Raw genomic sequence first — 16,791 nt, 5'->3', positions numbered from 1 at the left:
CAAAAAAAATGAGTATATCTTGAAAAGCCAGTAGAGTCAGCATCTAAATAATCAATTCGCACAGATGGTCTTCCCATTGTTCTGAGTGCTGCATTGAGCTTGTAACAACTAGTCCATGATATAGGTATCAGAATACAATCCAGTGCATATTCATTGCAAACATAGGACTTCAAATTATTAATGTGATGGATTATCCGGTTTATTATGAAAATAGGCAGCTAGTGCGGCAGCGATTTTCTTGGGAGAAATTGCTGCTAAATTCGCCAGGCTTTTATTAATAACTCCTGGGATAATGTACAATTTTTTTTGCATCAGACCTTTATATGCAATTTTAGCCACTTTTTCGGGTGATAACATACCAGTATATCCGCGTTCCAGCATGGAATTCTCCATTCCTGCAGATGTAAAAAATGACGTTCTGGTTGCTCCTGGACACAATATTGATAATGAAACATTAGTATCCTTTAATTCATAAGCAATAGCATGGGAAAGCGATGCAAGATAAGACTTACTGGCATAATATGCAGCCATATATGGACCAGGTTGAAACGCTGCGGTAGAAGATACTTGCAAAATACTTCCGCCATTACGCGCTACAAAATCGCCAAGATAACATTGAGTTAACTCACTCGGAGAAACAATATTAATCTGTAATAATTCATCAAGTTTATCGATTCCCATTTCTGCATAAGAACCCATATATCCGATTCCTGCATTATTAACCAGGCAATTGATTTCAACCCCTCGCGTTTCCAATTCATTATATAAATTGATAGCACTACCAGGTTTACTCAAATCGCAAACTGTATAAGCGACTTTGACATGATATTGTTCATGTATTTCATTACAAATCTCTTTTAATCGTACTTCATCTCGTGCAACAAGCATCAAATCACGGCCGTGTTGAGCAAATTCACGCGCCAAGCATAGTCCTATCCCTTTCGATGCTCCCGTCACTAAAGTCATCATAAAAAACTCCTTTTTTAAATGTTTGCATTGGCTCGGTTTTATCCTTTAGATAGGAAAGTAATTGAGTAGCCGCAGCATGTTGTCCATTATTTAACAATTTAAAAACTCTCAAGGTTTGGGGCATCGATAAATCCCATTGAGCATAATACTCGGGCTTTAATAATTTAATAGTATTAAACTGGAGTTTTTCGATTTCTTTTAGAGTATCAAACAGTATTTGTTGGGGGTTATCCTTCAATTCTTTTATTAAATTGATTATGATATGAAGTATAATATGTGTTTTGTTTTTAATCTTGGCAAAATGTTCCAGGCATATGAACGGATTATGAATCTTTAAGGAATGGCGTGCATAACTCAGAGCGCTCTTATCATCACTTGAACGCACCATATCCTGTGATAATTTAAGAAATATAGGATATAAGGCATGCAAAACATCATGATTTTCTACCCCTACTCCTGAACAGTGGTGTTGAGGAATAGCATTCCCGAAAAATGTAAGGGGACTTTGTTCTGGCTCATCCATATTCTTTAGATTGAGCTCCTTGTTTTGCCCTACTTCTTTCAATTCTTCACTCGATTCTTTTAACTTTTTATAAAGAGAAGAACCAGGGCCGAAATATAAAGTTCTTAACTCCAGTGATTGCTTCATTAATGCTGTGCGGTTTGGTAATGTGGATTGCGATATCAAATTATTTACAATATCAAACCAATGTCTATCGCCTCGATAACAACAATAAGCGAGCAAATCACCTAAGGAATTGAATGTTGAATACATCATTTCCTGATTTTTATTAGTGTAATTTACTTTGGTTCCATATCGGGCAGTCAAATAATCCTGCGTTGCTTCATAACCTCTTTGAATCATTTTATTCTGACTTTCTATCTCTACACTAAAGCCTGAAACAGGAATATCATCAACATTAGGAACTATAGTTTGATGCGCATATTGTCGTAATTTTAAACGGTCTTTTTCCCATCCACTGGCAGGATCGTTTACACCGGTTATGAAACTGTATATCCAATTGAGAACCACATTTTCTCGATATACTTTCTGCATGATACGATCTATCGCGGTTCGTTCTGTACCATTATCAAATTGAACCGCTAACAATTTAAGATTATTTCCATACTCTGACTCCAGTAAAGTTGAGTGGTCATCAGAAAAAACTTCAGTTGGAAAATTACTTAAAATTCCACCATCATTATGTGGTTCCCCATCGATCACTTCTGCCTTATATACAATAGGAAACTTAGCAGAAACCTCCACTGATTTGGTAAACTCCATATCAGGTGATCTGGCTAATGAAAAATAGGTTGTTTTACCTTGCTTTTTATTAGTTGCAGTAACCGTTATTTCGTCACCTAATCCACAACCTGGACATTGTTTCCTTATATTATCCAAAGTTCTAAATGTTATTACGCCTTGTGGATAGGGAATATTGAATTTTGCGACAATTTCTTTCAGCTTGTTGGTCACAGCATAATCCAGTGCCGCTTTTAAAGAATCAGAACCCGATAAACCATCAAAATCAATATCATAATGAACTAAATGTTCTTGTTTGAAATTTCTAAAAAGTACAGCTATTTCATCAGCAGAATAACCCAAGTAACACAACATGGCCATAATCGCACCGGCAGAGCTTCCTGCAAAACGGGTTGGCTTGATGTTCGCTTCATTTAATGCTTTCCAAACTCCGACATGCGCAAAAATTTTTGCGCCGCCACCACAAAAAACAAGATTTTCTATATCCGGCTTTTTCTCTCTGACGATAATTTCTTTAGTTACAGTACGCTGAAAAATCTTTATCGTATCCGTTTCATATAATAAAGTTAAATTATTATTAGGCACGGTCTGATCAATAGGTACATAATCGGTCGCAAACCAGGAGTAAATCCAACTCCATAATCTGATATACCAGGCCTCATATGCATTTAAATTATGCGTTTTTCTGTATGAACTCATTTCTTCAAAACGTGCTGCGGGATTTATTATATCAATTGCTTGAGGATGAGCGCGCTTGCATATGGATTCAGGTCTGATGTATTTGAAATTTTCCTTTACTAATTGGTCAACCAATTGATCGGTTAGAATGACTCTTTTCGTATTGCCTAGAGGTTCTCTCTGAGAAGAATCAGGATCTTTATATTTTGTGCCTGTTGGAGGAACAAGGAATTGATTGAAACCAATTAAAATACCTTTATCTCCATGATTGATTTCAATTCCAGTCAGCTGGTAATTAAGAGACAACTCCAAATCAGTAATTTTCCAATAATCAGATTTATTATTTTTAAACCAATTATTTAATGTATTCCACCAGCTTAATCGTTGTTCTGCTGTGTAACCTCGATATTCATTTACATTAACGCTACTAAAATAAACACTCTGTTTTTCATTTTGATGTGGCGCAAGCAGCCACTGAAGAAATTCCTCTTTTTTTTCTTCACTTAATCTGGAAAAATCGAACATCATTCGTTCGTTATCGAATAAATAATTACCCAGTGCTATCTTATTATCAGGAGCTAATCCGTTAACCCTAAGCCGCCCAAGATAAGCGGTTATGATAATTTTTTTTAAAAGTTCTAAATTTTTAGGGTATTTTGTGTCAGATTCCAGCAGCTGACTTATTATGTGCTGTGGGGTCATCACTTCATCCTTAAGTCTGAAAATCCGTTAAAAAAACATCTGGAGTAAAGCTGGTCTTTTTAAAATATTTATTAAAAATCATTATTACAATTATCATAAATTATCACGGATTAAAATAGAACAAAGTTAATTCACCCAGAAATGGCCACATATTATACCATGTGGCCAATGTATTTGATAGATGCGTTAAGATATATCAGTTATGATTTTAGCAATAACTTCTGCAGGATTAGCTGCTTGAGTAATGGGTCTGCCGATTACTAAATAATTGGTTCCTTCAGTAATGGCCTGTTTTGGGGTCATAATACGAGATTGATCATCTTTTGAATCAGGCGTTAATCTAATCCCCGGAGTTACTGTTATAAAGTCATCTCCGCACTCGTGTTTAATAGTTTGAACTTCATGAGCCGAACTGACGACACCATCAAGCCCTGCTTCCTGGGCAAGCCGAGCCAGTAGTGTTACTTCATTAGCTAATGGATTGATAATTCCTATGTCACGCAATTCATGTTCTGAATGACTGGTAAGGACTGTTACAGCAATGATTATAGGCCTATCCCTGCCAAAACCATTTAAAGCCTCATTTGCTGCTTTCATCATATTAATGCCACCAAGAGCATGAACATTCATCATCCAAACACCCAAATCTGCAGCTGCTTTACATGCATGAGCTACAGTGTTTGGTATGTCATGAAACTTTAAATCCAAAAAGACATTAAAATTTCTTGAAACTAATTGTCTTACAAACTGCGCACCAAAAAGGGTAAACAGTTCGCTACCGACTTTTAATCCACAGGTTGCAGGATCTATCGAATCTACCAGATTTAAAGCATGACGTTCATTATCAAAATCCAGTGCGACAATTAACTTTGAAGTCATTTAAACAACAGCCTTTTCTTGAGTTAATAAAGCATCTTTTACAGCTGAGACTACATTCATTTGTTCTTCAATCTGTAAATATGGGTGCATTGGTAAACTAATTACTCGATTACTTGCCAGTTCTGCATGAGGAAAATCACCCGTACGGTAATTCAAATAACTTAATGCTTTTTGATGATGCATGGCTACAGGGTAATGGACTGCTGTTGGAATACCCGCTGCTTGCATTGATTTTTGGAACTCATCTCTATCATCTACTTCAATAGTGTATTGAGCATAAACACTGGTATTGTGACGTTTTACAAATGGAACCTTAACCAAAGACCCCAGCATTTCATTATATCGCTGGGCTACTCTTTGGCGCATAATGATTTCATCAGGAAAAATCTTCAATTTTTCAATCAAAACAGCAGCCTGAATAGTATCCATGCGCCCGTTAATTCCAACACGACTATGACAATAACGTGCATTTTGACCGTGTATTCTGATTTCAATTAATCGTTGTGCGAGAACATCATCATTAGTAAAACAGGCTCCTGAATCACCGTATCCACCCAAAGGTTTTGATGGGAAAAAACTAGTACAGCCAATAGTACTTAAAGCGCAGGAATATTTATCTTTGTAGGTAGCTCCGAAACTTTGAGCGGCATCTTCAATCACCGGAATGCCATACTGATTAGCTATAGCATTTATTTCATCATAATCAGCACATTGACCGTATAGACCTACAGGCATTATCGCTTTTGTCTTTTTGGTAATAGCAGCTTCCAATTTAGCCGGATCAAGATTATAAGTCATGGGATCAATATCTACAAAAACCGGCTTGGCATGACACAGACTAATTACTTCCGCTGTCGCGAAGAAGCTGAATGGGCTGGTAATAACCTCATCACCTGGTTGAATTTCCAATGCCATCAGCGCCATTAATAGAGCATCAGTTCCGCTGGAATTAACAATAGCATGCTTTACTCCAATAAAAGATGCCAGTTGCTTTTCAAGCTCAGCAATCTCTGGACCCATAATATATTGGCCATGATTTAATACATTTTTTATACTGTTAAGTACGTCATTTTCGATCAAGGAATATTGTTTTTTCAAGTCAATAAATTGCATTATAGTCTCATAATTTTTATATAATATAGTTTATTATCAATAGGTTATTAACATCTTAGGAAATTCAATCCCAACCTATTCTAATCACCCTCTAAACCATGAATTGGTTTCATTCTACCCCACTGTTTACAACTTGGACAATGCCAATGCAAATGCTTACCACCAAAACCGCAATGACCGCATCGATAAACAGGTTTATTGTCTAAAAATTTGCTCGTAATATCATAGAGCATCTGTAATTTATCACGCACTTTCCCATGAGCGGATTCAAGATGCCAATAAATCAATCGATTTAAGCCTCGAATTGAAGGATGCTTGCTCAGCTTATCTGCTACAAAATCAATAGCAGTATCCATATTTTTATTCTGGCGTAAATATTCAGCAATGACGAAAATTACTGAAGCTCTGGGGTGATCAACCAGAGTTTGTTCCAGATAATGAATACAATCTGCCATTGAATCCAGTTCTTTATGACAGAACACCAGAGGTTCGATAATTTCAGTTAAGAATTCAGCATCCTGAAGGGGTACTCTTTTTAAAGAGCGTATAGCTTGTTTGTATCTCCCTTCTTTCATTTCAATACTTGCATTCATTAAACTGGCTCTGACAGATTGTGAGTCAACATTCATTGCCTGCTTAATACAATATACTGCTCTATCCAGAGCGTTCACTTTCAAAGCCTGGCTAGCCATTTCACAATAATAATGAGCAGCTTGATTATGCAAACTATTCCCTGTTGAAATTTCCAGTTTTTTGATTACATCCAGGGCTTTTTCCCAGGCTTTTTCCTGCTGATATATAGCCAATAAGCCTTGCAAACTACTGGTTTCTTTACTTCCACCTAATTCGACAACCTCAAGGAATATACGCTCAGCTCGATCAAAGACTCCTGCGCTCATATAATCTTGACCTAAAGCCATTAATGCTTCTTTTCGCTGTAATATACTCAGCTGTGGTCTTGCAATTAAATTCTGGTGGATTCGGATGGCTCTATCGACCTCTCCACGCCGTCGAAACAAACTGCCTAATGCTAAATGTGTTTCAACAGTATCACTATCAACTTCCAGTAATTTGATAAAGATATCTACAGCTTTATCCGATTGTTCGTTTAATAAATAATTTAATCCAACAACATATTCGCGTGATAAACGATTGGTTACATGAGTATTTTTATCGGAATTACTGCGATGTGCGACCCACCATCCTGACCAAGCGGCAGCAGGCAACAGTAGTGGCCATAAATTAATCATTTATTAATTTCCCTCTCTTTGCATACCGAGTTCCTGATAATAAAAGAATTAATGTTGATCCTGTAAAGGAATTGAACGTAAATTTTTAATTTCTTTTTCAGTGAGTTTCAATTGATTTTTCATTCTATGACATTCAATTTTTAAACGCCAATATCTGCTGATAAACAGTATAAATCCAATAAATATACCTACACCCAGCATCACAGTCATCAGTACGGATATAGGCATGGAAACCGTTTTAAAATATAAGTTAACAGCTACCGAAGATGCATTTAAAGCAGCAAAACTAACACCAATAATAATCAGTAAAATATAAGTAACCAGCATTAATATGCGCATTCAGGATTCCTTGTATCTTTAAACTGTCCCATCATAACATGATCAATCCAGATAAGTCAGTTGAAATGAGCTTTAAAAAAAATGGAATTATCAGCTAATTCATAGATGCGGACTCAAAATAAAACGACTTTATTAAAAATAATAAAATTGAATTGAAATAATAAACTGAGACTAGTCAATTTCAACATCACCTTATTTTTTTTAAATAAAAAAAGCGTAGTTAAAACTACGCTTTTTTATGTTTTGACCGTTTAGAGACTATTCGCCTTCTTTACTAGCCATTTTTTCTTTCAATAAATCACCCAGAGTTGTTGAAGTTCCTTCAGCTCGTGAGTATTTCTTAATTGCATCAGCTTCATCTTGTGCATCTTTAGCTTTAACAGAAAGAGTTATTGAACGATTTTTTCTGTCAACATTGATGATTTTTGCTTCAATTTCATCACCCTCTTTAACAAGAGTGGTTGCGTCATCAACGCGTTCATCAGAAAGTTCACTGGCACGAATAGTACCGGTAATATCATCTGCTAATGCTACAGTTACTGATTTGGCATCTACTGCTGTTACAGTACCCTTAACAATTGCACCTTTAGTATATGAATCAGCAAAACTTGTAAAGTTATCCCCTTCAAGTTGCTTCAATCCTAAAGAAATACGTTCACGCTCTGGATCAATGGCCAGGATGACTGCTTCCAGCTCTTGACCTTTCTTAAACTGTTTTACTGCTTCTTCACCAGGTACAGTCCAGGAAATATCAGATAAGTGAACCAGACCGTCAATTTCTCCATCCAAGCCAATAAAGATACCAAAATCAGTGATTGAACGAATCTTTCCACTAACTTTTTGGCCTTTACTATGAGATGCAGCAAATTGTTGCCATGGATTACCAACACATTGTTTCATACCCAGAGAGATACGACGTCTGTCTTCATCAATTTCAAGAACCATAACGTCAACAACATCACCCATAGATACTACTTTACTTGGATGAACATTTTTGTTAGTCCAATCCATTTCAGACATGTGTACCAGACCTTCCACGCCTTCTTCGATTTCAACAAAGCAACCGTAATCAGTAATATTGGTTACTTTACCTTGTAAGCGTTTGGTTAAAGGATAACGTTCTACCAAATCAACCCAAGGATCATTACCTAATTGTTTCATACCTAAAGAAACACGGTTTCTTTCGCTATCAAAACTTAATACTTTTACTTTTACATCTTGGCCAACTGATAATAACTCACTTGGATGTTTAACACGTTTCCAGGAAATATCAGTGATATGTAAGAGGCCATCAATGCCACCCAAGTCGATAAATGCACCGTAGTCGGTAAGGTTTTTAACGATACCATGAAGCTCTTGACCATCATGCAGCGACTCAAGAAGAGCCTGTCTGTCAGCACTGCTTTCTTCTTCGACAACTGCGCGACGAGAAACAACAATGTTATTACGCTTCAGATCCATCTTGATTACTTTGAATTCAAGTTCTTTACCTTCAAGGTAAGAAGGATCTCTTACAGGTCTTACATCTACTAACGAACCAGGTAAAAATGCACGTATGGTTCCAATTTCAACAGTAAAGCCACCTTTGACTTTGCCAGAAATGAGACCAGTAACTGTTTCATTATTTTCATGGGATTTAGATAATTTACGCCAGGCTTCCTGACGTTTGGCTTTTTCTCTTGAAAGCAGCGTTTCGCCGTGGCCATCTTCAACTGAATCTAATGCCACTTCGACAGTATCACCCAGGCTAATTTCCAGTGCGCCATCTTTGTCATAAAATTCTTCTACGGCTACAATACCTTCAGATTTTAATCCAGCATTTAAAGTGACGTAGTCATCATCTATACCAATAACTTTGGCAGTAATAATCGCACCAGGATAAAATTGAGCGCCGATAATACTTTGCTCAAATAGTTCTTTGAAACTTTCAGACATGTTAATAAACTCTTTAGTAAAAAAATGAAAGAATGAGATCCACTCACCTTTCCCCCAACAAACAACACTCTATAAACTATTCAATTGCTCATCCAATAATTTTAATACATTATTGAACACTTGTACAATTGATAATCCAGTTGTATCGATCTGCACTGCATCCTCTGCCGGTTTAAGCGGAGCATGAGTCCGTGCTGTATCCCTTGTATCACGTTTAACCAGTTCTTCAACAACCTGGGCGAGGCTAACATTAATTCCTTTTTCTTTCAACTGTAAATAACGTCTATTTGCTCTTTCTTCCTCATTCGCATAGAGAAATATTTTTAAAACTGCATTAGGAAACACTACCGTGCCCATATCTCGCCCATCAGTAACCAAACCAGGATATTGCGCAAAATCTCGTTGCCGTTCAAGAAGAGCCTGTCTTACTTCAGGAATCACAGCAATTTGTGATGCATCCTGACCACATTGTTCACTACGGATTTGTTGTGAAACATCTTCATTATCAAGGATGACTTGAGTTTCATTCTGTTCAGAGGATTCAAAACGTAAATCCAGGGTCACTGCCAAATCAATCAAATGATTCGTGTCATTAAAGTTCACACCTTTTTTTCTGGCCGCATAGGCAAGAACACGATAGATAGCGCCACTATCCAACATATTCCAATGAAGATGTTTCGCTAGTAAATGGCAGATAGTACCTTTACCTGTTCCACTAGGTCCATCCAACGTAATTACGGGTACATTATTATCAAACATTATCAATTATGTCCTCTATTCTAAAATCCAGGGTATTGGCTGTTGTTACAAAATCAGGGAATGATGTAGCGACATTGGCACAGTTAAGAACCGTTACTGACTGTCTGGCTACTGCTCCGGCAATAGCAAAAGACATTGCTATTCGATGATCGCCAAAACTATCAACTGTTCCACCTTGAATAATTCCCCCTTTAATCTGTATTCCATCATCAAATACAACTGTTTCAATACCTAATTGCTCCAAACCTTTTGCCATGGAACCAATGCGATCACTTTCCTTCAAACGCAACTCTTTTGCACCACGTAAAGTAGTCATGCCCTTGGCACAGGCAGCAGCAATAAATAGTATTGGAAACTCGTCTATAGCGAGGGGGACCATGGTCTCAGGAATTTCAATTCCTTTAAGTGGTGCTGATTTAATGCATAAATCGGCTACTGGCTCTTCACCAAAAAATCGCTCATTCAAAATCGTTATATCAGCCCCCATTTCCAATAAAATATGGATAACTCCGGTACGAGTAGGATTAATACCGACATTGCGGATTACAACATTTGAACCTGGGATGATTGTGGCAGCGACAATAAAAAACGCAGCTGAAGAAATGTCACCTGGAACAGTGATATGAGTACCTTTACATGCCCCATTTTCATTTGTTTCTATAGTTTTTCCTGACTGTAATACTGGATAGGAAAATGTTTTTAACATGCGTTCGGTATGATCTCGACTCACTCCGGTTTCTGTAATTCGCGTTGTTCCCTCAGCATAAATACCCGCCAAAAGGATGCAGGATTTCACCTGAGCACTTGCCTCAGGCATTAGATAATCTATAGCTTTTAATTCTTGACCTCCTTTAATGTTGATTGGAGGTTTGCCGTCACGAGTTTCTATAGCCGCACCCATTTGGCTCAAGGGTTTGCTGATACGAAGCATGGGGCGCTTTAATAAACTATCATCCCCGGTTAATGTGCTGTCAAAGTCTTGTGCAGCAAGTAACCCTGCTAACAAACGCATACTGGTTCCTGAGTTACCGCAATCAATTATTTGATTTGGCTTTTTTAAACCATGCTTTCCAACACCATGAATAATGACTTGTTGTTTATGCGGTCCTTCAATGGAGACACCCATTGATTTGAATGCCTTGACAGTAGCCATGCAATCATCACCATCAAGAAAACCTTGAACAACAGTGACTCCCTCGGCTATAGCTCCAAATATGATAGAGCGATGAGATATGGATTTATCACCTGGTACACTAAGTTCACCATTTATCGATTTAACAGGTTGGCTCACAAAATTCTGTCTTTTCATTGGTTATGTTCCCTTGCAAATTCAGACATATAATCAATTAAAGAATCAACACCTGACATGGGCATTGCATTATATAAACTCGCTCTAAGACCGCCGACGTATCGATGACCTTTTAATGCGCATAGACCACGCTGCTCAGCCAATGCAATAAATTGATCTTCCAGGGTTGGTTGTTTAAGTCTAAAACAGACATTCATAATCGATCGCGCATCGCGGTCTACAGTTGGAATATAAAAATCAGAAGCATCAAGGAATTGATATAATTTTGCAGCTTTTAAGCAATTTAACCGAAATAAAGCTTCTACGCCACCTTGCTCACGAATCCAATCAAACATCTTGGCTGCCAAATAACAGTTAAATACCGGTGGAGTAGCATAAAGTGAGTGATACTCTGCCTGTACTCTATAATTCAACATAGTCGGTACCACAGGATTTGCTACCCGTTCCAACAAATCGTTACGAATAATAACCAATGTTAAACCGGCATTGGCGATATTTTTTTGGGCTCCGGCAAAAATCAATCCAAATTGTCTAATATCGATTGGTTCACTAAGTAAACACGACGTCATATCAGCAATTAAAGGTATATTTCCCGTCTTGGGAACATAAGGAAATCGGACTCCATTGACCGTTTCATTTGGAGTATAATAGACATATTGCGTATTTTTTTTGATTTCCCAATTTTTTGCATCAGGTATTGATTTATAACCATTAGATTCTTCGCTGACACAACAATAGGCATTTTTTAAAAGGTTCGCTTCCTGAAAAGCCATTTGAGACCAGATGCCAGTAATCAGATACCCGGCTTGCTCTTCTGGATGTAACAAATTCATGGGAATCATGGCAAACTGAGTACGAGCAGCGCCACCAAGAAAAAGCACCTGATAATTATCAGGGATGCTGAGCAATTGTCTAAGCGAATGTTCGGCGTGCTCAAGCAACTCCATAAAATGGGAAGTACGGTGACCTATTTCAAGTACCGACATTCCAAGATTGTGCCAATCCAGAAACTCTTCCTGAGCCGCCTTAAGAATTGGCTCAGGAAGCATTGCAGGTCCTGCACCAAAATTATAAATCCTGGTGTTCATCATTGCTTTCTTCAGTATCTACTGATGATTCTTCCAAATCGTCAAACTCTTCAGATTCTTCACCCAGATCTTCAATTTTTTGCATACCAACTACCAACTCACCGGAGCTGACGTTGATTAAACGGACGCCTTGAGTATTACGGCCAATAACTGATAATTCATTTACCTTAAAGCGTACTAATGTACCCTTATCGGTAATCAGCATTGCCTCATCACCATCAGTTACCTGTATGGAGCGTACTACTTTTCCATTTCGTTCGGTAACCTGAATAGAAATCACTCCTTGTCCACCTCGTCCGGATACACGATATTCATCAATATCTGTGCGCTTTCCATAACCATTTTCAGTGGCTGTCAATATGGTGCCGTTTGGATGAACAACAACCAGAGATTTAACTTCCTGGCCCTCTTCTATTCTAATACCTCGAACTCCACGTGCTGTACGCCCCATCGGCCGTACTTTGCTTTCAGCAAAACGTATTACCTTTCCAGCATCAGTGAACAACATGATGTCTCGTTCTCCATCAGTAATGTCCACACCTACCAGGCTGTCATCTTCGTCCAAATCTACGGCAATAATACCGTTTGAACGAGGGCGGCTAAAGGCATCCAGCGGTACCTTCTTAACCGTTCCTTTCTTGGTTGCCATAAATACATAAGAGCCATCGGTATATTCACGGACAGGAAGCATTGCATTAATTTCTTCGCCTTCTGCTAAAGGAAGAATGTTAATTATTGGACGACCACGAGAAATACGGCTGGCCAAAGGAAGCTGATATGCTTTTAACCAATAAAGTTTACCGTGGTTAGAAAAACAGAGTAAGGTATCATGAGTACTTGCGATCACGAGACGTTCAACAAAATCCTCATCTTTAACGTGAGTCGCAGATTTACCTTTACCGCCTCGACGCTGAGCTTGATAAGCGGATATTGGCTGATATTTTACATATCCCTGATGAGATAAAGTAACCACAACGTCTTCTTCAGTAATCAAATCTTCTATAGTTAAATCTTCCTGAGAAGCGGTTATCTCTGTACGACGCTCATCACCAAACTGGGTTTTTATATCAACTAACTCTTCACGAATCACTTGCATCAACCGTTCAGGTGAAGCCAGTATGTCCAATAACTCTTTAATTAACAGCAATAACTCTTCAAATTCATTAAGGATTTTGTCTTGTTCAAGGGCTGTCAATCGATGCAATCTTAATTCAAGAATGGCTTGTGCCTGAGCTGCTGACAAGCGATATCCGTCTGCGTTTAAACCGAATTCATCGGTTAAATCATCAGGCCTTGACGCGTTGGATCCCGCTTTATCCAGCATTGCTTTAACCAGACCTGGTTGCCAGGGTTTGGCTAATAATGCATCTTTAGCATCCTGAGGCGTAGGTGATTGTTTAATTAAAGCAATCATTTCATCAATATTTGCCAGAGCAATTCCCAAACCTTCCAATAAATGAGCACGACTTCTGGCTTTTTTCAGTTCAAATATGGTTCTTCGAGTCACTACTTCACGGCGATGCTTAATAAAGTACTCAAGAATTTGTTTTAAATTCAAGGTACGTGGTTGACCATCTACCAAGGCAACCATATTGATCCCAAATACATTTTGCATTTGGGTATGAGCAAATAGGTTATTTAAAATAACGTCCGCGACTTCATTTCTCTTTAATTCAATGACAACTCTCATTCCCTGTTTATCAGACTCATCTCTAAGACCGGAAATGCCTTCGATTTTCTTATCTCTGACCAATTCGGCAATGCGTTCAACCAAACGAGCTTTGTTTACCTGATAAGGCAACTCATGAATAATGATTGCCTGACGTCCAGAGTTTTCATCGGTTTCAATTTCAGTTCTGGCACGAATAACAACTCGCCCCTTACCAGTACGATAACCTTGAATAATTCCGGCGCGACCATTAATTATTGCAGCAGTTGGAAAATCCGGACCTGGAATAATTTCCATAATATCTTCAAGACTTGTTTCCGGATCATCTACTAAAGCAACACAGGCATTAATAACTTCGGTTAAATTATGTGGCGGTATATTTGTTGCCATACCTACAGCAATACCTGAAGAGCCATTGACTAACAGATTGGGAACCCGAGATGGTAAAACTACCGGAGCAAATTCTGTTTCGTCATAGTTAGGACTGAAATCAACTGTTTCTTTATCCAAATCAGCCAGTAAGGCATGTGCCACTTTGGACATACGTACTTCGGTATATCGCATTGCGGCTGGAGCGTCACCATCAACAGATCCGAAGTTACCCTGACCATCAACCAGCAAATATCGCAGCGAAAAAGGCTGTGCCATACGAACTATAGTATCGTATACCGCTGTGTCACCATGCGGATGATATTTACCAATGACATCCCCCACAACACGAGCGGATTTTTTATACGGTTTATTCCAGTCATTACCCAATTCGCTCATAGCAAAAAGTACACGTCTGTGCACAGGTTTCAGTCCATCTCGAACATCAGGTAAAGCCCTACCTACTATCACGCTCATCGCATAATCCAGATAGGATTGTTTTAATTCGTCTTCAATATTTACTGGCAGGACTTCTTTGGCTAAATAAACCATGATTTGGACGTATCCTTATTCAATGATTAATATTAATTTTGAGTAAGAGGATACCATACAGACGGGTGTAATTGAATCATCTTGAGCCTTTGTAACAGACTGTGGTTTTTTTAAAGGATAAAAAGCGCCTTTTTATGAATATTTACTTTATGTTGTCATATTTTTCTGTTCAACTATAAAAATCTCAACCATAATCATATTATGGAAAAATATGATTTGAATTTACACGATTTATAACTATCATCTAGTAAATGATAACAGCATTTAAAGATGAAATTGATGTTTAAATTGACTGTAAGTGCCCATTTTTATATAGTTCCTCGCACTACCGAAAGTAAAAATGCTGATATGGCATGAAATCAATCAGGAGACACAATGACACAAAAGACTGCAAAACTAAGTATTGAAGGTCAAGACACGCTTGAATTACCTATCTACACTCCAACCTTGGGAAATGACGTAATTGATATAACCCAACTTGGTGCTAACGGCGTGTTTACCTTTGATCAAGGTTTTTTATCAACGGCCTCCTGCGAATCTAAAATTACCTATATCGATGGTGATCAGGGAATATTACTGTACAGAGGCTATCCTATAGAACAGCTGGCAGAGAAAAAAGATTTTCTGGACGTTAGTTATCTTTTGCTCAATGGTGAACTACCTAATGTTGAGGAAAAGAAATCATTCGTAAGTCTAATCAATAACCATACAATGGTTCACCAACAAATGTACCAATTTTTGAATGGCTTCAGACGCGATGCACATCCAATGGCCATTATGGTTGGTATCGTTGGAGCGCTTTCGGCGTTCTACCATGATTCCATGGATTTAAATAACGCTCAGGATCGTTTTATATCGGCTATTCGTCTGGTTGCCAAAATGCCGACATTGGCTGCCATGAGTTATAAATACTCTACAGGCATGCCCTATATGTATCCGCAAAACAAGATGTCCTATGCTGAAAACTTCCTGCATATGATGTTTGGTGTTCCATCTGAAAATACCACTCCCGATCCGGTTTTAGTCAGGGCGATGGATACTATATTTATCCTTCATGCAGATCATGAACAAAATGCTTCTACATCCACAGTTCGTCTGGCCGGATCTACAGGCGCAAATCCATTTGCCTGTATATCAGCAGGAATTGGCGCATTATGGGGGCCTGCTCATGGTGGCGCGAATGAAGCCTGTTTAAATATGTTAAAAGAAATTGGCGATGTCAGTCGTATTGAGCATTATATTCAGCGTGCTAAAGATAAAAATGATCCCTTCCGTTTAATGGGCTTTGGGCATAGAGTGTATAAAAGTTATGACCCTCGGGCAAAAGTAATGCGAAAAACCTGTTATGACGTTCTCGAAGCTGTTGGTGCAAAAGATGAACCTCTATTTAAATTAGCAATGGAATTGGAACGCATCGCTCTTGAAGATGATTATTTCATTGAGAAAAAACTTTATCCTAACGTGGATTTTTATTCCGGCTTGACTTTAAGCGCTATCGGTATCCCAACAAATATGTTTACTGTGGTATTTGCTTTGGCTCGAACCGTGGGATGGATGAGTCACTGGATGGAAATGGTAGCCAGCAAATCAAGAATTGGAAGACCACGCCAATTGTATACTGGCGAAAAAAATCGCGATGTCATTTAACCAGTAGCACCATTCTGTACCCGTATTAGCACTGCATAGTACGGGTACTAGATTTCGTCACAACGTTATAAGCTATCAGTCAAATATCATTAAAACTCTCTCATTTATTGAATAGATCTAATCCACTGACTTTTTTATAAGCCCTCTTCGAGAGTTCTGAGATCCATCCTAAAATTTAGCACCATGCCACATTCTTGCATGGCTCCCCGCTTTCGAGAGTTTGACACCATTATAAAAGATGCAAATTAAGGATTAACTCATATGCATTT

General features: G+C 38.2%; 12 protein-coding genes. 1 reads left to right on the top strand and 11 read right to left on the bottom strand.

The features are described 5' to 3' along the window. Window positions 1–177 precede the first annotated feature (177 nt). The 11 genes from Lqua_RS05090 to gyrA all read right to left on the bottom strand — a co-directional run bounded on the left by Lqua_RS05090 (window position 178) and on the right by gyrA (window position 14,875). Window positions 178–969: an SDR family NAD(P)-dependent oxidoreductase gene (locus tag Lqua_RS05090; RefSeq protein ID WP_058473206.1), complete on the bottom strand. Its 792-nt coding sequence runs from the start codon at window positions 967–969 to the stop codon at window positions 178–180. Further along, the gene (vpdC, locus tag Lqua_RS05085) at window positions 914–3,613 is read right to left on the bottom strand and encodes a Dot/Icm T4SS effector VpdC (RefSeq protein ID WP_058473205.1); all 2,700 of its coding nucleotides are present in this window, start codon (window positions 3,611–3,613) and stop codon (window positions 914–916) included. The genes Lqua_RS05090 and vpdC overlap by 56 nt, the downstream gene beginning before the upstream one ends. Window positions 3,614–3,799: 186 nt before the next feature. After that, window positions 3,800–4,492, bottom strand: a complete 693-nt coding sequence (gene pyrF / locus Lqua_RS05080) for an orotidine-5'-phosphate decarboxylase (protein ID WP_058473204.1) — start codon at window positions 4,490–4,492, stop codon at window positions 3,800–3,802. Beyond that, a complete protein-coding gene (locus Lqua_RS05075) occupies window positions 4,493–5,605 on the bottom strand; it encodes a DegT/DnrJ/EryC1/StrS family aminotransferase (RefSeq protein WP_058473203.1) in 1,113 nt (370 codons plus the stop codon). It abuts the gene before it with no gap. Between the two features lie 80 nt (window positions 5,606–5,685). After that, a complete protein-coding gene (gene lapB / locus Lqua_RS05070; RefSeq protein WP_058473202.1) occupies window positions 5,686–6,855 on the bottom strand; it encodes a lipopolysaccharide assembly protein LapB in 1,170 nt (389 codons plus the stop codon). A gap of 48 nt (window positions 6,856–6,903) precedes the next feature. Next, window positions 6,904–7,194, bottom strand: a complete 291-nt coding sequence (locus tag Lqua_RS05065) for a LapA family protein (protein WP_058473201.1) — start codon at window positions 7,192–7,194, stop codon at window positions 6,904–6,906. 258 nt (window positions 7,195–7,452) lie between these two features. After that, the gene (gene rpsA / locus Lqua_RS05060; RefSeq protein ID WP_058473200.1) at window positions 7,453–9,129 is read right to left on the bottom strand and encodes a 30S ribosomal protein S1; all 1,677 of its coding nucleotides are present in this window, start codon (window positions 9,127–9,129) and stop codon (window positions 7,453–7,455) included. 69 nt (window positions 9,130–9,198) lie between these two features. After that, window positions 9,199–9,888: a (d)CMP kinase gene (gene cmk / locus Lqua_RS05055; RefSeq protein WP_058473199.1), complete on the bottom strand. Its 690-nt coding sequence runs from the start codon at window positions 9,886–9,888 to the stop codon at window positions 9,199–9,201. Further along, entirely contained in the window at window positions 9,881–11,197 is a 1,317-nt protein-coding gene (gene aroA, locus Lqua_RS05050) for a 3-phosphoshikimate 1-carboxyvinyltransferase (protein ID WP_058473198.1), read from the bottom strand. Before aroA ends, cmk begins: the two co-directional genes overlap by 8 nt. Then, on the bottom strand, window positions 11,194–12,285 hold the full coding sequence (serC, locus tag Lqua_RS05045) for a 3-phosphoserine/phosphohydroxythreonine transaminase (RefSeq protein ID WP_058473753.1): 1,092 nt from the start codon (window positions 12,283–12,285) through the stop codon (window positions 11,194–11,196). Before serC ends, aroA begins: the two co-directional genes overlap by 4 nt. Next, a complete protein-coding gene (gyrA, locus tag Lqua_RS05040; RefSeq protein WP_058473197.1) occupies window positions 12,266–14,875 on the bottom strand; it encodes a DNA gyrase subunit A in 2,610 nt (869 codons plus the stop codon). The genes serC and gyrA overlap by 20 nt, the downstream gene beginning before the upstream one ends. 375 nt (window positions 14,876–15,250) lie before the next feature. On the opposite strand from gyrA, the gene gltA reads away from it, so the two are divergent. Beyond that, window positions 15,251–16,522 (top strand): citrate synthase, encoded by a 1,272-nt coding sequence (gene gltA / locus Lqua_RS05035; RefSeq protein ID WP_058473196.1) that lies wholly within the window; start codon window positions 15,251–15,253, stop codon window positions 16,520–16,522. Window positions 16,523–16,791: the final 269 nt, after the last annotated feature.

The sequence above is a fragment of the Legionella quateirensis genome (assembly GCF_001467955.1).
GTDB classification, from domain to species: domain Bacteria; phylum Pseudomonadota; class Gammaproteobacteria; order Legionellales; family Legionellaceae; genus Legionella; species Legionella quateirensis.
Note: the sequence above shows the minus strand (reverse complement) of the source record. Positions and strands in the feature narration are given on the sequence as shown.